Here is an 18942-nt window from a genome sequence, read left to right on the forward strand (position 1 = left end):
CGCAGACTTAGGCCGCTGGAATGTTCAGATCTTGCCGGCATCGCGCCACTTCTGAAAAATCGGGACAATTTCGGCCTGTGCGTGATCCATCGCGTTTTGCGGTGTCGCGGCACCACTGGCGACCTGCGCAAACATCTTTGAAATGATCCGCTGATTGAGCACCTCATCGGTTGCTGCGTTCGAATGCCCTGGATGTCCAAGATTGGTTAATCCGTCCGCGAGGTTGAGAAGTACGTCATAGCGTCCTGACCTCCCTTTCGGAGCTGCCACAAGATCAGTCAGCTCCGGCACAGTGCCGGGATAGCTTGGCATGCTCTGAAATCCGCTATGGATGATCCCATCGGCGAATGCAGCCATGTAATCGAGCAGGAATTTCTGAGCGCCGGAGATGTTCTGGGCAAATCTCCAGATGACATAGGTATTGGTGGCATAGGCAGGTCCGCCACGCCCAAACGGTCCCTCTGGTAACGTGGCAAGGGCAAGATGGGGCTCAACAGGGAGCGTTTTCGCTTCGGCCGCTCGGATGATCGACATCGTGTCTATGGTCAAACTGACATCGCCGGCGAGCACGGCTAGATTGTTGGACGTGGACCTCCAGTTCAGGACGTCAGCTTGCATCGTTTCCTCAAATAGCGCCTTGCCGAATTTTAGCGCTTCCAGTGTATTTTGCGACGCAAGAGAGGGCCGCCCACCTTCATTTTGAACGGAACACCCGAACGTTGCCATCAGAGCCCGCAAGCTATGTTCAGCATTGTGTTCCGGGCCAAGACTGATCCCGACAGGTGCATTGTGCAGCAGTTTCGCCGCGCGCCCCGCCTTTCGGATGTTGTCCCACGTGTCCGGGATTGTTCCGACCGCGTCCCAGATATCTTTGCGATAGGTCAGAAGTGTCGGAGCAAAGCTTTCAATAAATCCGTGATGCACGCCGGTGCGTGGATTGACGTTGCTTTGATTGACAAAGGGATGTGCCTTGCCAAAACGCCGCTCGCATTCTTCATGAATTTCACGGTGATCGATGGTGTGATCTTCAAATGATGGCTTTGGCGAGAGGAACAGTAGGAGGTCGTGGCCTTCCTGACGGGCAATTTCATCCACAGCAAGTTGCTCGATTTGCCCCAGTCCAACATTTGTGACGATCACATTGGTATCGTTTTCCGCACCCCAGTTTTTGACAAAGACATCATTGAACCAAACCTCAAAGGCCGGAACAAAATTCTTCCACCGCATTATACGAAGTGTCTTCGTCTTTGCGGCTGTTTGGCTTCGGACTAGTGAAGGCGTAAACAATTTGCACGCCCCTAAAGCCCCGCTAACAATCAGAAGTTGCCGCCGTCTCATTGGGTAAGGGCCTCCCAACCTGTTTTGATGGCAAGGTTCGCAAATGTCACCTGTTCCCTTTAAAGTCTTGCGAACCCAAATGGTTTCACAACATCTTACGTTTGGTAAGCTGTACTGTCGACTTTGATGCATTCAACAAACAAGGGCAGGTACGGCCCGCGGGAAAAAGTGCGGTCTTTCCCATGGCTGAAAAACTTGAACATCCTAGCGGGCTAACTGCGGTCTATACTTTGTCGAGCCCTCACAGGTCTATTGTTGGAGCAACAGGAAGCACGGGGTGTATCTCGAACCCATACAAAAGCTAGTGTGAATGTCGGCATTGGCCTCAGGTCAAAAATTGCAGCCTACTAAGAAAAATCTGCGGGATCCGCCCGACGTGATTTACGCCTCGGTCACAAAGTGGGCAAAAGCGGCCTTTCGAACCGACAACACTAATGGCAGGTTTGGTCCCGACTGTGTGAGTTCACCGCCCCAGGGATTTTGCGCATGCGGCGAACGGCTGGTTCGGCGGGCAGCGTCGCAGCATCTTGACAGGTCGGTGAAAGGCAGCCTCTCTAATTGGGTGTTTGGGTCGAGCTCGTTTTCCTTTGCTATTGGGATCTTTGTCGCTCATCCGGGTCACGCTTCTCTTCGCAGTCTGTTTGATGCCACTTGGGGCATTGCTGCACGCATGTGTCCGATTGGCAGTGGAGAGCCTTGCTTAGAGACGTGCTTCAAGTGGCGCAGCAGCCATTTTCGGCTTCATCCACGAACCTCGTCCGGTGAGGACGATCCCGTTCAGATTGGCGTTGGGCGGTTAGATCATGCTATGCCCTCCACCTTCTCTGGACGGAACTCGGTGCCATCTGTCGACATGCGGTGGAGCAGAACGGCCAGCTTTCGCGCGACAGCCACAACTGCGCGGCGGCGACCTTTGGTGCGCATCAAGCGCATGCCCCATGACTTGATCTGCGATCCGGCCATAGTTCGCATAAGCAACGCGTTTGCGGCGGCATAGAGCGTTGACCTCACGTCTCGATCCCCGGCTTTCAATATCCGGCCTGGGTTGTCGTGTTCTCCAGACTGGTATCGTCGGGGCGTCAAGCCAAAGTGGGCGGCCACGTTGCGAGACCGTTTGAACCGCGCAGGATCATCGACCGCCGCCTTGAAGGTCAAAGCTGCGATGGGGCCGACACCGGGAGCCGTCATCAAGCGCATGCAGACCTCATCCTAACTGGCGGCGCGTTTGACCCTCCGATCCAGTTCAAGGAAGTAGTTCAAGGAAGTGCTGATAGAGAACCAGCCGGACGACGCCATCGAAGCTGCCATGCTTGACTGTTTTCGGCAGGCGGATGCCAAATATCTTCAGCAACCCGCGCATCTCGTTCGCCAGATCAATGGTCTTGTTCAGCAGGGCTTTCCGTGTGCTCAGCAGTGCCCGAACGCCGTGCGCCTACCGGCTCTTCATATGAACCGGGCTGAACCAACCGTCCGCAAGATTTGGGCGATGCCGCGGGCATCGTTGCGATCTGTCTTGTTGCGCATCGCGGAGAGCGCGGCGCAGACCTGGCGCGCCTCCATGCAGACAACATCGAACCCTTCCGCCTTCAATCCGTGGAACAAATGCTGGCTCAAGGTGCCGGACTCGAACCCGATGCGCTGGATCGAAACGGGTAGCGCATTTAGGTAAGCTGCGATCTCCACGATCTCGCAGGGCAGGTCTCGCTCACGCAGAACCTTGCCTTTGCCGTCGACAACACAAATCGCGCAGGATCGAAGCGACACATCCAAGCCGGCATAATATTCTATTCGAAATCTCCCTTGTTCACAGTTTCCCTGTGATCCTATCGGGAGCTCGACCTCAACTCAGGGTCAGCCCAATTACGCATGCTCTGGGCCGCCCCTGTAGACGACCCTTTGGACTAATTTCAATGGCTTCTGCGATGGCCAGAGCGTCCTCAAGTTCTACACCAAGGTAATGGACTGTGCTGTCCATTTTGGTGTAGCCCAGGAGGAGCTGAACAGCCGGCAGGTTTCCAGTCTTTTTGTGGATCTGTGTAACTTTGGTGCGGCGCATCGAATGGGCTCCATGGGCCGTCGCTTCAAGGCCGATCGAAGTTACCCAGTCGCAGACAATCCGCGCATATTGGCGAGTCGAGATATGCAGGCGTTCGTGGAAACGACCTGGCCACAGATACTCCGAGCCGACCATAAGTTCATCTTCCATCCATTGCTCGATGGAAGCCCGCGTTCCTTCGGAGATCTCGAAGCGGACAGGTTTCTGCATCTTGCTTTGCAACACTGAGGCCCGCTTTTTGATCTGGCCCGACGCCATTACGTTGACGACTTTAATCTTAACGAGATCACACCCACGAAGCTTGCTGTCGATCGCCATGTTGAACAGCGCGAGATCGCGATAGTTTTCGGCCAATTCAAGCCGGACGCGGATCGCCCAGAGATGCTTTGGCTTTAGCGGGCGCTTCTGACCTACAATGCGACCCTTGTTCCAGGCAGGCGAAGTGCGCGAATGGCTGGTAGGTTTGGTGTTTCCATGACTGATCCTCCGATCCGCTATGCCCTCCCACGCAACGACAACCCGACGTTGACCAGAGCACCTTATCACAAGATGCTGAGTTGCCTTCGAGGATTGCAGTGAGCCCTCTTTGACCGGTGCTGCGTCTGTATTTAATGGTCTCTTTGAGAACGTTGGTGCGATCAAGTGGGGCCTGGGCCCGTTCCAACCCGCGGATGTACACGTGTTCCGTCCGACAGTCCGATGCACAATACGATTTCGTCGGCGCGCGGTGCGTCAGGCACCCCGAGCGTCATCGTGTCGATATGGTCAAAAGACCATGCCTCATCCTTGTGACCCAGTGGCAAATCAACGGACCCGCCCAACGGCCCGACTTTGTGGTTAGAAGGCATCAGGGATTTGCCGCCGCCAACGGCTGCCCGCACCGGTTTGCCAAGCGCGGGGTGTAGCAGGGCGGCCCCATGCTCCATCGCGCCCAAAGATCCGACCAGGGCCGCTTTTCCATAGCAGACAGCGGGTACACCCAGCATGTTCACCAGCTCTTGCGTCAGTGACCGACCAAGTCGCGCGCCGACATCGAAAAGCGGCGACAGGTCGTCTTGATGGACGCCAGCGAAGGGGTTTCTGATGACGGCCATTGCAGCGACGCGCGTGATCTGGTCGCATGCCTGCCCCATTTCATCTGCGGTGATGAACTCCTTGGTGAAAACCGTTTTCCGAATGTTGAACATCACACTTTCCTTTCATGACCGACCACGGGCGCACCCCTGAAAAGCTGAAACGCGAAACCTAGCGGCACCACTGCAAAGAAGAGGATCATTGCGAGCCACAGGGGGGCCCGTGGATTATCAGTTGCGTCAAGGATCGCACCGGCGACCGGCGGCGTGATCCACATAATCGCATAGTAAACAGTTAAGAACATCCCCATGCCAAAAGCCCTGACCTGGGGCCGCATGGCTTGCCCTGCCATCGCCATGATGGCCCCGGCAGGCGCCATGCCGATCAATCCAAACAGAATGCTTGCGCCAACTCCGGCGCCTGGCAGACCGAGCAGCAAGAGTGCCGCGATAGCGCCACCCATACAGACCGCCAAAACACCATTTCGTCCACCAAATCGGTCCACGATCTGCCCGCATACCGCACCTGAGAAAATCATGATCCAGCTGCCGATACTGATGATGCCAGCAGCAACGATGGCGGTTTGGCCATGGCCCTCAAGAACTTTTGGCGCGAAGGCAAGATAGATGACGTAGGCTGCGTTAAAAACGCCCCAGGCCGCCGCCGCACACAGCAACAAAGACCATTCCTGCCGTGTCAGCGCAACCCACGCTCCTCCTGTCGCATCCGGCAAATCATGCGGCGGACGGTAGAGCAAAAAGACACCAAGCGCTGCAATCAGGCAATACACTGAAGCGGCCTGAAACGGGACTTGCCAGCCGTATGTCTGCGCCAACCAGACGTGGCCAACTTGTCCCATTGCGATCCCGAAGGGCCAGCTCATCACAAGGACGCTCATAGCCGTGGCGATCTCGCGGCCTTCGAACCAATCCGCGACCATCTTGGTGAAATATAGCGAGGTGAACAGAAAGCCGACCCCTGCAAAGACGCGGCCAATCCCAATAACCCAGCTTTCTGTCGCAAGGGAGGACGCGGCCCCACCCAAAGCCAGTGCCCCGAGCCCGAACACCACCATGATACGATCGGAAACGTACCGCCCCCAGTACCCGGCAGGGATGGACAAAAACAAACCTGGAGCCATGAACAGCCCGATTAGGAAGCCGATATCAACATAGTCGAGCCCAAAGGCGACAACGAGATCGTCACTCACTGAAGCCACGGTTTGAAATTGGAACCCGATCCCGATGCGGGCCAGAAACAACAATCCCAGGACGCGCCAGCGCATCACGCCCAGCCGAGCCCGCGCAGCGCGTGTACGTCGTTCCAGATTTTGGTCATATGGCTGATCTTGTCGCCGTCGAACTGGATGACATAGGCATAGTGCGAGACCACTGCTTTGCCCGTTGGCGCAACCGGTCCGCCTTCCCCGGTTTGCGTTCCATGGAATTCGGCGGCGGCAACAACGGTGCCGCGCGTTTCATCTGCCGCAAAGGCTGCCAGCTTGTAACGGCCATCCGGCACGGGGGTCAGCAGACCTTTCATCCAGTCCGCGTAGTCTGCAAGTGTTGTCGTTTCTGCCAGCGTGTCAGCCTGACATGCAAAGGTCGCCGCTTCATGGCACCAGGACTTGCAACCCTCCCACCCTTTGCCGGTTTCGCAAGCTTCGAAAAAGGCTTTTGCAGTTTCATATTGTGACATTGTGCTATCCTCTACGTTTACCTGTTGTAGAGAGTTTGGCCCAACGCCCATGGTGCTAGGTATCGTGCAGATGCTGTAAAATCAGCATCCGACGTGCAGTATTCAAACTACAGCATTTGCAGGATTGCTTGTTGAACGCGTTCTCATCAAACTCATAGTAAGTTGATTTTGTCGGAGTATTTTAGGTGTCTGGACAATCAGGTCTCAGCCAAAGGGAATTGCAGATCGCGCAATCTTATGCGGGTGGAGAGACCTATCAGACAATCGCTGACACGCTTTGCATTGCACCATCCACTGTGAGGACGCATCTGGCGACCATCTACCGCAAGCTTGAAGTCTCCTCAAAGCTGGAACTGGCAACCCATCTGAATGGCGACGCCCCGCAACCCCGTAGCCAATCCGAAATGGCGGCTGTCGTTTCCGAATTGGCGCTGAGCCTAGAAGAAGCAATCAGTCGGGAAAAAGCCCTGAGCGAAGTCTTGCGGATCATAGGCGCGTCCCGAGGTGATCTGGAAGCAGTGATGCCATTGATTCTGACCTACGCCCTTGAACTTTGCGATGCGGAGTTTGGCATTCTGTTCGAGTATCAGCACGACGGTAGGTTTCTTGCCAATCACGCTGCGGGAATTCCGAAACCGTTTAGGGCGTGGCTGGATGATCAAGGCGTCTTCGCCGTCAGCCCCGAAACCGGTCTCGGCCGCATGAACAACCAGCGTGCGGTCATCAATATCATCGACGTCAAATCCGAGGCAATTTACCAAACGGACGATCCCTTGCGCTGTGCCACAGCGGACCTCGGCGGGGCGCGGTCCTTTGTTGCTATCCCTATGCTTGCCGGTGACCGTTTGGTGGGCGCGTTCACGATCTATCGCCAGACCGTCCGCCCTTTTTCCGACGACACCACGCGGCTTGCGCAGATGTTTGCGGCCCAAAGTGTGATCGCTTTGGAGAACGCGCGCATGATCAAAGCGATACAGGCGGCGCATTCGTGACCGAGAAGTTCGACGAGACAAGCACGCTCACCACCCGCGAAAACCAAATCGCGGAGGACTACGCACAAGGCGAAAGCTATCAACAGATCGCGGATCGTTTGTGTCTTGCGCCGTCTACGGTGCGCACCCATCTTGCAACCATCTACCGCAAACTTAGCGTGTCCTCGAAATTGGAATTGCGTGATCGGCTGACCCCAGTTGCGACCCCGCTCTCTGAATTGCCCATCGAACGTCCCACCCGACCAGAAAGACCCTCCATCGCGGTGCTGGCCTTTGAAAACATGTCCGGCGATGCTGAGCAGGAATATTTCTCCGACGGGATCAGCGATGACATCATCACGGCCCTGTCACGGTCTCCTTGGTTGTTTGTCATCGCACGCAACACGACCTTTACGTACAAGGGCAGATCCGTTGATGTTCGGCGCATCGCCGAAGAACTTGGGGTTCGGTTTGTCCTGGAAGGCAGTGTCAGGCGGTCAGGCGACCGGATGCGGGTGACGGCGCAGCTCATTGACGGAACAACCGGTGGGCATGTTTGGTCCGAACGCTATGACGGGCAGCTCGCGGATGTCTTTGATCTGCAAGATGAAATCACTCGTAACGTGGTAGCCTCGATCCAGACAACTGTTCACCTAAGCACCATTCAAGAGCCCGTTGAGCGCGCGACACGCCCCGATCTGACGGTCTGGGAACTGACAATGCGGTCGTGGCATCTACTCTATGATTTCGCACCAGAAAGCTATGCCCACGCCAAGACGTTGCTGGAACGGGCATTGGCGATTGACCCCGAGAGCGCCGAGGCGAACATGATCTTGTCGTTGATCAACCACCATATCGCCATCATGGGGTTTGTATCGGACGTCCGGCCTGCAATGGAAACGGCCTACGCACTGGCACGGCGCGCCACGCAGTTGGACGACCGCAATGAATATGCGCATTGGGCACTGGGGATTTCGTGCTGGGGGCTGCTTAAATACGATGAGTCGCTTGCATCCTTGGAGCGCGCCGTGGCCCTGAACCCAAACTGCTCGCTGGCCTATGGCAGTCTTGGTACATTGCTTGGCATTCTTGGTCGCTCGGACGCGGCTATTGCTAATCAGGAAATCGCCATCCGCTCAAATCCTCTAGACCCAAGCATCTTCTTTCGCTTTTCTGGTCTTGCGCTTGCGCACTATATGGCCGGACGCTTTGAAACCGCAATCGAATGGGCAGAGCGCGCAATCCATCGTATGCCAAGGTGGTACTTCGCACACTTCATCTTGGCCGCGAGTCATGTGGCGCAAGGCCACCAAGAAGACGCGACCAACACCGTCAAATCCTGTCAGAACGTCCTGCCTGACATCAGCGTCAAAGATCTTGATCGTGTTCCTTTGAAAGATCTCAACAAATTGAACGAACTGCGGACGCGATTGTTCAAAGCAGGTTTTTCTGGATAACTGATAGTCCGTTGAAACAGCCTTTGACGCAACCGCTGCGAAATGGTGCTGCGCCCGCGGATTGCGGGTTTAAGAATCTTGAAAATTTGCGCTTGCAGCGAATGTCCGGAATGCGGGTGCAACCGCAGTATTCAAAAACCCAACTGAGTGTCAGTTAAGGTCGTCCTCATCTGAGCAAGTTGTGCTGGTAGTTAGGATGCTGCACTCGACCGAGGTCCGCAATGAGCACAGTTTGCCGAGTTTCTGTTTTGCAGCGAATGTCGGCATTTGTGTATTTCTAAGTTTGCGGGCACCGTCGTGCCATGACCCCGATCGCATTGAAATCCGAAGAACTGCGAAAGCTCTTGTTGGCACAGCTACCTGCGGATTTAGCAGACTGGTTGGATTTTGTGGCTATCGGGACGCTACTTGCATTTATCTGGGACGCCCCAAGCTATGCCTACGCGTTTCTGGCCGTGGGCATGGGAACGCCGTATCTGATCATTGGTCCGTTTGCAGGGGCTCTTGTTGATCGGTTGTCTATTCGCAGCGTTCTCATTTGGAGTAACGTGGGACGTGCACTCGCCACTGGAGCTTTGTTCTTCGCAGGGAACTGGGTGACACTGATCCTGCTTGTCGCACTCAGAAGTTCGGTGGACAGTTTCTTTACTCCGGCCAAACAGGCGGCGATCCAGGTACTGTCCAGCTCGGAGGACCGCGCGTCTGCAAATGGTTTAAGCCACGGTATTAATCAAGCTTCGAAGATCGTTGCACCTGGCGCCGGTGGCACGTTTTTGATCTGGTTTGAACCGGCGCTCATCTTTTTGATCAATGCGACGGTCTCTCTTGTCGCGGCATTGCTTTGTGCGCGATTGAAAGAAATCGAGAGGCCTGAAACCGCAGTTATGAGAGTTGAGAGCGGCCTATGGCGTGACGTCCAAGAAGGGCTGAAGTTCGTTCGATCACAGCAAATCGTCAAAACAGTGCTCTTGATGATGGCCGCGCTGTATTTTGCTATGTTCATTTACGACACCTTTATTGCTCCACTCGCGCAGGGCTTGGGTTTCGAGCAACAGCATCTTGGCTACGCGCTCGCTGCCGTTGGTGCCGGGGGTGTTATCGGATCGATTGTGTTTTCATTCTTGCCCGATCTGAGAAATCCGCAGCGATGGATCGCCATTGGCACCTTTATCGGGGGAATGATGCTGATCGTCTTAGGCGCATCTGATCTATTTGGGGCATCATTGAACTTGCAGCTCTTTTTTCTCCTCTTTTTAGTTCTAGGGATCACATCCGCGATGGCGGTTGTCCCTATCCGCGTCATACTTCAAAACACCGTTCCGCCAGACCGAATGGGTTCAGTCACTGCGTTGAGCGAGGCTGCGAACACCATTGCCCTGCTCACGGCACCATTCGCAGGCGCAATCCTGGTCTCTTTGTCCTCCGTTGGAGTACCTTTCGCTGTTGGGGGCAGCATTCTTCTAATTGCGGCAATCTTGATCTCGCGACTTGGCTTGGATCAACCCAAACGCTGACATCCATTGCTGAAGCGGCTAAGGCAGCTTTATGTCCCCCGAACCGGTCATCGGGCGCTGGTAGGTGCTGGTGAACTTCGCTTCGCAGCGAATGGCGGGAATGCGGGCGCGACCGCAGCATCCAAACCGACCGGCGGATGACCGCTTTGGCCGTGCCGTTCGTACCCAAGTTCGGAGGTGATACAGAGAGGTCACTGTTGCAATGAGTCCATCCTCTTGTCTATTTCGTGATCATTAGTCGCTCAGCGACCCAGGGAAAAATGATATTCTCCAGGCGCTCGCTCACCTGTTCGCGATGGTCACCCGCATAGACATCCAAACGGTGTGGAATGCGTTCCCTGCCAAATTGCTGCGACAATTCAAGCGTCCCCTTTGGGATATGCAAGAATTGATCATTGAGACCGACATCCATTGCCAACCCACTCAGTTGGCGAAGATTGTCTCGGGCTGTCTGCACTTGCCTAACCGGCAGCTGATCAAGATATCGATCAAAGGTCGCGTTGTTCAGGATGATCTCTCCGCGAACGATTTCAAATGGAAACTTACCGTAGATGGGCGCGGCTTCTGCGTCAGGGCTGAAGGCCGTCACGATTCCGAGAACAGCGATTGGATAGAAATCGCCACTATCGATCAGTTTTTGAAGATCCTCCGGCTGATTGACCGATGCTGCCCGTTGCCAAGCATCGTTGCCAAAGCTCAGGTCGTCGTTGGCTGCAAGGCAACAAGGACTAAGGGCCCATACCACGGAAAAAACTCCTGGTCGCGTCATCGCAAGATGAAGCGCGCCGTAGCCACCCATTGAATGGCCCACAACAGCGCGGCTATCGTCATCCGGGATGGTCCGGAACCGCGCATCAATGGCTCCGACGAGATCATCAGCAATGTAATCAGCCCAATTCCCGCTAACGGGTGAATTTCGGTAGAACCCTCCGCCGTATTTGTTGCCGCCATTGGGCATGACCACGATCAGCTCTGGCATTTGCCCGGTTGTGATGAGGTGATCCAAGATGGTTGGCACCTCAAAGTTCTCCGTCCAGACCCCATAATCGTCAAAAATGCCATGAAGCAGATAGACCGCCGGGAAGCGGCTATCTGGCTGCTGGTCGTAGCTGGGCGGAAGATAGATGGCAGCGGCCTGAATGCTAGGGCTTTCAAGAAGATTGTCCTCCAGCGCGGGTGCTGGAACCTCGATCTCGACCACACGACCAGTGGTTTCGAGACCGGATTGAGCAAGCGATTGTATAGGGGCGAATGTAAAGATGACCGCAGAGGCCAAAACCCAATCCCGTATCTTCAGCATCGCGCCACCTCCATGTAAATGCTGTTTACATTTAGGGGCTGCTGAGCAATACGCAAGTGGGCGGCCTCTGGCGCGTCGATTGGTTTATAGCTTGCTCTGTGTCCACTGCGTAGATCAGTCAAACAGCCACCTCCTTGCACCCGCAGCGAATGTCGGCGATGCAGGCTGAAAGCGCAGCGTAGCGGTTGGCTACTGGATGTCCCTTATGGGCCGGTTTGCGTTCGATGCAATCTAGCCGTGGCTTTCTGCCGCAACGATATTGCGTAGCTGAATCCCGTCGCGACCGGGGGGTGCGCCGAACATCCGGCGGTATTCGCGGCTGAACTGCGATGGGCTTTCGTAGCCAATGGCAAAACCGACCTGAGCCACATCCACCCCTCCCGACAAGAGCAATCGCCGGGCTTCCTGAAGACGCAAACTCTTTTGGAACTGAACCGGTGTCATTGCGGTCGCGGCCTTGAACTGCCGGTGAAACGTCGCTGGACTCATCCCCGCGAGCATTGCCAAATGGGGTACACTCAAAGCTTCATTGAAGTTCTCCCTCACCCAGGCAATCGATTTGCCAATGCGCGCAACGCGGCTGTCAGCCAAGCCGACTTGGCACAGCATGCCAGCTTGCGGGCCATTCAGAAGCTGCCATATGATTTCCCGCTGTATCATCGGTGCGACGACGGGTATGTCACGGGGGCGCTTTGCCAACGCCAAAAGCCGTTCGAGCGGGTCGATCAAGTCACGGGACAGAGGATGCACAGCGAGTGCCTCAGGTGTGATTTCGGCACCTGTTCCCGTTGTGGGGTGATCAAGCAACAGCTCAGCTACAACCGCCGGATCGACATTGACGATCATGGCCGCGTAGGGGCGCGCCTTTGAGGCGGTGGTTATTTCTGCTCGCACCGGCACATCCAATGAGGCAATCAGGCATTTTCCTGCGTCGTAGCGATAGGTCCTGTGTCCGACCCGGCTGACCTTAGACCCTTGAAGGACAACGCAGAGCGAGGGTTGATAAACGCCGTGCAGAGGACCCGTCGGTTCTTCGGCTACGGCAAGAAAAACACCGGGCAGAGGGGACTCACGCCCGTGGATCTGCCAGAGATCCAGAGCGCGTTCCGTCAAGGTTTCAAGATGCGGGCTCGTCATGCTGTTACTCTACCTTTTCACCCATGGGTGGCCAGACCAATCCCGGACGTTTGAGAGGATCGTGCAATGTTTCGCGAGGATCGGCGTGGCATGAACAAGCTGTGAGGTCGCATATCTTTGGCGAGCCTCGGCTGCATCGGCCCAGGCACTTTCAACGAAGGAAAGATATCATGCGTTATAAACGCCTCGGTCACAGCGGTCTCTTTGTCTCGGAACTTTGCCTCGGCACTATGACGTTCGGCGGATCGGACGATATGTGGGGGCAGATCGGCAAGCTCCAGCAGGACGATGCGGACGGCCTGCTAAAAACAGCTTTGGATGCGGGCATTAACTTTATCGATACCGCCAATATCTACGCAGCGGGAAAAAGCGAAGAGATCCTCGGGCAATCTCTGAAGAATGTCGGTGTCGCTCGGGACGACGTTGTGATTGCCACCAAGGTCCACGGCCCGATGGGCGAAGGGCCAAATGCGTGTGGCTCTTCGCGTGGGCACATTTTGGATCAGGCAAAGGCGAGCCTCAAACGGCTGCAGCTCGATCACGTCGACCTGTATCAGATTCATGGGTTCGACCCAGCCACGCCAATGGTCGAGACGCTTGAGGCATTGGATATGCTGGTTCGGCAAGGCCATGTCCGTTATCTCGGCCTTTCGAACTGGGCGGCGTGGCAGATTGTCAAGGCAGTTGGGATTGCAGAGGCAAGGCATCTTGCGCCGATTACGTCGTTGCAAGCTTACTACAGCGTTGCCGGTCGCGACCTAGAGCGGGAACTGGCACCGATGCTGCAAGCTGAGCAGATCGGTCTGATGGTCTGGAGCCCGCTCGCAGGTGGCTTTCTCTCCGGTAAGTTTGATCGAGAAGGAAAGACCGCGGAAGGTCGTCGCGTGAGTTTCGACTTCCCGCCGATCGCTAAGGACCGGGCTTATGATGCAATCGATGTGATGCGGGCTATCGCGAAGGATAAAGGCTGTTCGGTACCACAGGTGGCGCTGGCCTGGCTACTGCATCAGAAGGTCGTCACAAGCGTCATATTGGGTGCAAAGCGTCCAGAACAGCTTGCCGACAACGTTGGTGCCGTTGAGGTCACCCTTTCATCAGAGGATATTGCGGCGCTGGACAAGGTGACACAGTTGCCAGCGGAGTACCCAGGCTGGATGATACAGCGGCAAGGCGAATATCGGTCGCATATGCTTCAGTAAAAAGGAACCAATGTGGGCCGCCTTGGCGGCCCGCTCAAACAGGCTGCGCTTAGGGCTGGATTCTTGGATTAGATCGGATGTCCCCTTTTGGAACGCTGCATTGGCGAAATGATTGACATGTTCAAAGTTCGGTTTGGGCCGTTAAGCAGATGCTTCCTCACGTGTAACACCGGGTGCATGAAGACCCTTGGCCGATTGCGTGAATATCTCGAAGCCATCAGCTGTTACTCCTATCGAGTGTTCAAACTGGGCTGACAGTGATCTATCGCGGGTCACAGCCGTCCAATCATCAGCTAGCATTTTGACCTCCCCGCGACCCAAGTTGATCATGGGTTCGACCGTGAAAATCATACCTTCACGCAACTCAAGACCTTCTCCAGCCCTGCCAAAATTAAGGATGTTGGGAGAGTCGTGAAAAACCTGCCCAATGCCATGTCCACAAAAGTCTCGCACGACCGAGCAGCGTTCCGATTGTGCATGGGTTTGGATTGCATGACCAATATCGCCGAGCCGTGCGCCAGGGCGTACTGCCTTGATCCCAAGCATCATCGCTTCGTGGGTTACCTGGACAAGTCGTTCTGCCGCGCGTTTCGGCTTACCAACCGAATACATCCGGCTTGAATCGCCGTACCAGCCATCGAGGATCAGGGTGACATCGACATTGACAATATCACCGTCGCGCAACTTCTTCTCATTCGGAAATCCGTGACAGACAACGTGATTTACAGAGGTGCAGCAGGCATATTTGTAGCCTTTGTAGCCGAGGGTCGCAGGCATTGCGTTATGCGACGCCGCGAAGTCAAGCACGTAGCTATTGATCTCGGATAGGGAAATCCCGGCGGTTACAAGGTCAGCCACTCCGTCCAAACAGGCGGCAGTCAAACCACCTGCATTACGCATCCCCTCAAACGCATCCGGTCCATAAAGTTTGATGCTTTCAGTCCTGCGTGCATCTTGCGCGCGGGGCGCAACGGGGACGTTTATATAACTGTCCATTTGACGTCCTATACGTTTAGCCGATCTAAAGTATATATACGATTCGTATATGCTTCGTATAACGAAATTGGAGGCTCCCCGATGGGTATCGTGAAGATTGAAGACGGACTGCATGAGGATATTCGTAAGGCCAGCACAGTGATGTGTCGGTCGATCAACGCCCAAGCGGAGTTCTGGATAAAAGTTGGGATGCTGGCTGAAACCAACCCAACCCAAACCTTCAATGAGATTATTGCGCGTCAACTTAAGAACGCGGAGCTAGAGCTATCTAACATAGCGGCGGCATAAACAGTGACGTATCGCTATAGCAAGTCCACGAGCTCAATGTGGCGCCTGCCGCATCTGATGCCTTCTCAGTACTGCGGAAGAGAACCGATGCAGCCTTGTCTAGCCGTTAGACTCAGGTCAACCAAACCACATAAATACCCATGGCAATCCACACCACTATGATCTGCACCAACATGGTAATGATCAGGAACTTTGACCGTTTGTAGTCTTGTTTTACATCGATCTGTTTCATTGATGTATCTCCAGTTTGTAAGTCCGTTCAGTCTGGCGCCACCCAGAGCTTGGCCGTTCTGGTCTGTGGTTTCCTTTAGATAACTCCTCCATTGGCACGCAGCGTTTGTCCGTTGATCCAAGCACCGTCTGGACCCGTCAAGAATGCCACGACGCCTGCGATGTCTGCGGGGGTGCCCAACCGCTCTAGCGGGGGCATTTTCGCCATCCGGTCTACGACCTCTTGCGGCTTTCCATCGAGGAAGAGGTCCGTCGCTGTCGGTCCGGGCGCCACCGCGTTCACAGTGATCGCGCGACCTCGCAATTCTTTGGCCAAGATTGACGTCATGACCTCTATCGCAGCCTTGATGCCCGCATAGATCCCATAGGTCTCAAGTTTCAACCCAACCACGCTTGAGGAGAAATTGATGATCGCGCCTCCGTCTCGAACGCGGCGAGCCGCTTCGCGCAGGGTGTTGAACGTACCTTTCAGGTTCACAGCAACTTGGCCGTCAAACAGTGCATCATCGCTTTGCGCAATGGGGGCAAGTTTCATAATGCCGGCGTTGTTCACAAGAATATCGACACCGCCGAACGCGGCTTGAGCTGCCTCGAACAATTGCTCGACTTCGGCTGGGTCTGAGACATCGGCTTTTGCGGTGATGGCGCGCCCACCCGCTGACTCGATTTCGTCAACGACTTTTTGGGCGGCGGTTTGATTGCCCGCATAGTTGACAACAACATTCAGCCCGTCGGCTGCGAGGCGTTGTGCGATGGCGGCACCGATGCCACGGGAAGCGCCGGTGACAATTGCTGTTCTGTTTGTCGAATTTTCCATGTCGGTTTTCCTCATTGGTTGGGATGGCTTATGCCTCGACTTGTGTGCGCCAGGCCGCTTTGTTACGAGTTGCAAATTCCGCCAAACTGGATGGCTGACGCCCAGTAACCCGGAACACATTCTCTGTGACCCGGTCTTCTGAGCCCTGGGCAATGCTTGTATCCATGGCGGCAAGCGTCGTGGCGTAGGCTTCTGGCAAACCTGCTGCCATGTGCCGTGCCGATAGCTCTGCTTCGCTGAGATTATGATGCGTGACCGGGTTTTGTGTCACCTCGGCCAGTGTTTTCGCCACGTCGTCATAACTGAGTGCAGCGGGGCCGGTCAGGACAAGATCGCCGGACGCAAACTCGTTCTGCGACAACGCTTCGACGGCGACCGCCGCGATATCTTCGGCGTCGATGAAGCCGACCCTACCGCGACCGGTCGCGGTATGGATTGCGCTTTGATCACGAATTGGCGCAAGTAGCTGCCCTTCCAAAAAATTCTGCATGAACCATGTCGGGCGCAGAACGACCCATTCCGGTGCATGATCGCGCAACCAGGCATGAACAGCGCCCATCATCGGCCCGCCTGCTTCCAGAGAAGACGCGCTGAGCAGCACAAATCGTTTCACACCTGCGCGGATGGCCAATTCCATAAACGGGATCATTGCGGGGAGAGGTTCGGCAACGCCGCTTGGTGCGACCAGGTAAATGCTCGAAACGCTCTCCAACGCCGCAAGCCAAGACGTCTCATCGCTCCAATCAAAGCGAATGTCGCGTGCCGCTTTGGGGCGCCGTGTTGCGACGCGATGGTCGAGGCGTCGGGCAGCAAGCTGTGCGGATATGCGGCGACCGGTTGTTCCGGTTCCGCCGGTGACTAAGATGGTGTTAGGCACGGGTAAATCCCTTCCCTTCAGGTTTGGGCACGGCATCTCCGGTCGCGGCAAGCGTGATGCGCGGGTCCCAATAATCAGCGTAGTAGGTGATCTTTCCGTCCCGCGTTTCGATGACGGAGATCCATTTCTGATCGTAGGGCGCGCCAGTGCGCCCTTCGCCGCTGCCGGAAAACTCCAGAACAACTTTGTTGCGGTCGGCCATCTCGCTGACACGCAGGTCAAAGAAATCGTCGATACGAATGAGATCAGGCAAGACGTTCAAGTAGCGCGCCAACGCGTCGCGCCCGTCGATGCGCCTGATGAAGCCAGGGGGTGCATAAGGCGCCTCAAACACGCAATCCTCCGCGAACATGTCTAGAAAGCTCTCGGCGGTAGGGTCGATCCGCTGGCCAAGGCCTTCCCGCAATATGTCAGTGAGACCCTCAAAACGGGTTTGCTCAACAGTCATTGACAAGTCTCCTTTTTCGATGGAACGGTAACGTATCGACCATATGGGGAGTAAATGAATGGAACGCAACCGTTCCGACGAAAAATCTACTGCAGAGCCGTCCGCACGGGTGCCAAGCGGGGCGGCGGTGATGCGGACATCGGTCACGGATGCGCTGACGCGGGCGTTCTTTGAAGAGTGGGCGCGCACAGGGATTGGCGCACTTAGTCTGGAGCGTGTCGCGAAGCGGGCAGGGGTAGGAAAAGCCGCGCTTTATCGCCGCTGGCCCTCGAAACACGAGATGGCGATTGAGTTGATCAGCGCCGTTGGCCTGAACCTGACCCCCATCCCCGACACCGGGTCCTTGCTTGAAGACCTGCGCCTGACCCTGCTTTCACTGCGTCGCGTTCTAAGGCACCCTTTGATCAAGCGCATTCTGCCAGACCTGCATGCTGAAATGGCACGGACAAGCGTGCTTAGCACAGAGATTCGAACGACATTGCAATTTGAGCGCCGCGCTCGTGGGGCGATGATCGTCGAGCGCGCCATCGCACGCGGCGAACTGCCTAAGAATGTGGATGCTGACCTGGCAAATGATGCGCTTGCAAGCATCCTGTACTGGCGAATTATTGTGACTGGCGGACGTGTGCACCGAGAAGATCTGGACAGGATAGCGCGCTTCATTGCTGTCGGACTTGGGGCGCAACCCGATTGAGATAAGGTGGCGTCCGCAGAAAAACAGCGGCGTAGACCGCTGTTTTTCTGATTTGACTTACGCTGCAAGAGCAACGGCATCACTGCCTGCGGGTACGCGGAATGGGCAATTCTCATCCGTTACAGCCCGCCAAACGGCCTCCACAACATCGGAAGGATGTGTCGGTTCTTGGGATGCGTTTTCCATGAATGACGCCATCACCTGATCGATGAAGGCCTGATAGGCGCCGGGCGTGTCGTTTGCTTCAGACATAAGAGCCCGTGCATTGCTGCCAAAGCTGGTGCTTGGCGCTTGTCCAGGCAAGACCAACCGCGTGTGGATGCCCAACGGTGCCAGTTCCAGCGCTAGACATTCCGTGTATGCGTTCACCGCCGCCTTACTCGCGGTATAGGCGGACAAGAGGGGGAGCGGTTTCATCGTGACGCTTGAGGAAACGTTCACGATTACGCCACTGCCCTGGGCGCGCATCTGTGGCAACACAGCCCGGATCATTTCGAAGGTGCCAAAGACGTTCGTCTTGAAGAGCGAGCGAACGGTTGCATCTGGTGTGCCCTCAAAGGCACCGAGCCAGCCGATCCCTGCGTTGTTGACTAATGCGTCGATTGGCCCGACGGCCCCAACTGCGCGGGTGATACTGCTGGGATCAGATACGTCCAACGGCAGAACGTGCAGGTGGTCGGAGGCAGGCAACACGGTTGGATCGGGCGTGCGCATTGTTGCGACAACCGACCAACCTAGGTCAAGGAAATGGCGGGCAGTCTCACGTCCGAAGCCCGAAGAGCATCCGGTGATCAATACGGTCTTCATAATGTCGTCTCCTTCTGGTTTCTGTTGTGGTGTCTCCTAT

17 protein-coding genes and 2 pseudogenes are annotated in these 18942 nt (G+C 55.7%); 6 read left to right on the plus strand and 13 right to left on the minus strand.

The genetic code is table 11. The features are described from left to right. Nucleotides 1-24: 24 nt before the first annotated feature. The 6 genes and pseudogenes from Q1A20_RS21605 to Q1A20_RS21630 all read right to left on the minus strand — a co-directional run bounded on the left by Q1A20_RS21605 (nucleotide 25) and on the right by Q1A20_RS21630 (nucleotide 6166). Nucleotides 25-1287, minus strand: a complete 1263-nt coding sequence (locus Q1A20_RS21605; protein ID WP_299409859.1) for an extracellular solute-binding protein — start codon at nucleotides 1285-1287, stop codon at nucleotides 25-27. 852 nt (nucleotides 1288-2139) lie between these two features. Then, nucleotides 2140-3126 (minus strand): annotated as a pseudogene (locus Q1A20_RS21610) (IS110 family transposase). A gap of 115 nt (nucleotides 3127-3241) precedes the next feature. Further along, nucleotides 3242-3870, minus strand: a pseudogene (locus Q1A20_RS21615) (tyrosine-type recombinase/integrase); the annotation flags it as partial. Nucleotides 3871-4032: 162 nt separating this feature from the next. Next, the gene (locus Q1A20_RS21620) at nucleotides 4033-4581 is read right to left on the minus strand and encodes an amino acid synthesis family protein (RefSeq protein WP_299918653.1); all 549 of its coding nucleotides are present in this window, start codon (nucleotides 4579-4581) and stop codon (nucleotides 4033-4035) included. Continuing rightward, complete coding sequence (locus tag Q1A20_RS21625; RefSeq protein WP_299918655.1) at nucleotides 4581-5753, minus strand: CynX/NimT family MFS transporter; 1173 nt, start codon at nucleotides 5751-5753, stop codon at nucleotides 4581-4583. Before Q1A20_RS21625 ends, Q1A20_RS21620 begins: the two co-directional genes overlap by 1 nt. Further along, nucleotides 5753-6166, minus strand: coding sequence for an ester cyclase (locus Q1A20_RS21630; RefSeq protein WP_299918657.1), 414 nt, complete (start codon nucleotides 6164-6166; stop codon nucleotides 5753-5755). Before Q1A20_RS21630 ends, Q1A20_RS21625 begins: the two co-directional genes overlap by 1 nt. Before the next feature lie 185 nt (nucleotides 6167-6351). Here Q1A20_RS21630 and Q1A20_RS21635 point away from each other — a divergent pair, with 185 nt between their 5' ends. The 3 genes from Q1A20_RS21635 to Q1A20_RS21645 all read left to right on the plus strand — a co-directional run bounded on the left by Q1A20_RS21635 (nucleotide 6352) and on the right by Q1A20_RS21645 (nucleotide 10108). Continuing rightward, entirely contained in the window at nucleotides 6352-7158 is an 807-nt protein-coding gene (locus Q1A20_RS21635; protein ID WP_299918660.1) for a LuxR C-terminal-related transcriptional regulator, read from the plus strand. Next, entirely contained in the window at nucleotides 7155-8594 is a 1440-nt protein-coding gene (locus tag Q1A20_RS21640) for a LuxR C-terminal-related transcriptional regulator (protein WP_299409871.1), read from the plus strand. The genes Q1A20_RS21635 and Q1A20_RS21640 overlap by 4 nt, the downstream gene beginning before the upstream one ends. 302 nt (nucleotides 8595-8896) lie before the next feature. Further along, nucleotides 8897-10108, plus strand: a complete 1212-nt coding sequence (locus Q1A20_RS21645; protein WP_299409874.1) for an MFS transporter — start codon at nucleotides 8897-8899, stop codon at nucleotides 10106-10108. 220 nt (nucleotides 10109-10328) lie between these two features. On the opposite strand, the gene Q1A20_RS21650 is transcribed toward Q1A20_RS21645, so the two are convergent. Further along, the gene (locus Q1A20_RS21650; protein ID WP_299409876.1) at nucleotides 10329-11408 is read right to left on the minus strand and encodes an alpha/beta fold hydrolase; all 1080 of its coding nucleotides are present in this window, start codon (nucleotides 11406-11408) and stop codon (nucleotides 10329-10331) included. 231 nt (nucleotides 11409-11639) lie between these two features. Then, nucleotides 11640-12545: an AraC family transcriptional regulator gene (locus Q1A20_RS21655; protein WP_299918665.1), complete on the minus strand. Its 906-nt coding sequence runs from the start codon at nucleotides 12543-12545 to the stop codon at nucleotides 11640-11642. A gap of 170 nt (nucleotides 12546-12715) precedes the next feature. On the opposite strand from Q1A20_RS21655, the gene Q1A20_RS21660 reads away from it, so the two are divergent. Next, nucleotides 12716-13744: an aldo/keto reductase gene (locus tag Q1A20_RS21660; protein ID WP_299918668.1), complete on the plus strand. Its 1029-nt coding sequence runs from the start codon at nucleotides 12716-12718 to the stop codon at nucleotides 13742-13744. A 141-nt stretch (nucleotides 13745-13885) separates the two neighbouring features. Here the strand turns inward: Q1A20_RS21660 and map are convergent, their stop codons facing one another. Then, entirely contained in the window at nucleotides 13886-14740 is an 855-nt protein-coding gene (map, locus tag Q1A20_RS21665; RefSeq protein WP_299918671.1) for a type I methionyl aminopeptidase, read from the minus strand. Nucleotides 14741-14821: 81 nt separating this feature from the next. On the opposite strand from map, the gene Q1A20_RS21670 reads away from it, so the two are divergent. Further along, complete coding sequence (locus tag Q1A20_RS21670; RefSeq protein ID WP_298975826.1) at nucleotides 14822-15028, plus strand: ParD-like family protein; 207 nt, start codon at nucleotides 14822-14824, stop codon at nucleotides 15026-15028. Nucleotides 15029-15335: 307 nt separating this feature from the next. Here the strand turns inward: Q1A20_RS21670 and Q1A20_RS21675 are convergent, their stop codons facing one another. From Q1A20_RS21675 to Q1A20_RS21685, 3 genes are read right to left on the minus strand one after another with little or no spacing between them, the layout of a single operon-like run. Then, the gene (locus tag Q1A20_RS21675) at nucleotides 15336-16076 is read right to left on the minus strand and encodes an SDR family oxidoreductase (RefSeq protein ID WP_299409889.1); all 741 of its coding nucleotides are present in this window, start codon (nucleotides 16074-16076) and stop codon (nucleotides 15336-15338) included. A 28-nt stretch (nucleotides 16077-16104) separates the two neighbouring features. After that, complete coding sequence (locus Q1A20_RS21680) at nucleotides 16105-16953, minus strand: ergot alkaloid biosynthesis protein (protein ID WP_299918674.1); 849 nt, start codon at nucleotides 16951-16953, stop codon at nucleotides 16105-16107. Further along, complete coding sequence (locus Q1A20_RS21685; RefSeq protein ID WP_299409894.1) at nucleotides 16946-17401, minus strand: nuclear transport factor 2 family protein; 456 nt, start codon at nucleotides 17399-17401, stop codon at nucleotides 16946-16948. The genes Q1A20_RS21680 and Q1A20_RS21685 overlap by 8 nt, the downstream gene beginning before the upstream one ends. A gap of 58 nt (nucleotides 17402-17459) precedes the next feature. Here Q1A20_RS21685 and Q1A20_RS21690 point away from each other — a divergent pair, with 58 nt between their 5' ends. Beyond that, entirely contained in the window at nucleotides 17460-18095 is a 636-nt protein-coding gene (locus Q1A20_RS21690; RefSeq protein ID WP_299409897.1) for a TetR/AcrR family transcriptional regulator, read from the plus strand. Between the two features lie 57 nt (nucleotides 18096-18152). On the opposite strand, the gene Q1A20_RS21695 is transcribed toward Q1A20_RS21690, so the two are convergent. Beyond that, nucleotides 18153-18902 (minus strand): SDR family oxidoreductase, encoded by a 750-nt coding sequence (locus Q1A20_RS21695; protein WP_299918676.1) that lies wholly within the window; start codon nucleotides 18900-18902, stop codon nucleotides 18153-18155. Between the last annotated feature and the right edge of the window lie 40 nt (nucleotides 18903-18942).

It is taken from the genome of uncultured Roseobacter sp., assembly GCF_947501835.1.
Lineage (GTDB): Bacteria > Pseudomonadota > Alphaproteobacteria > Rhodobacterales > Rhodobacteraceae > Roseobacter.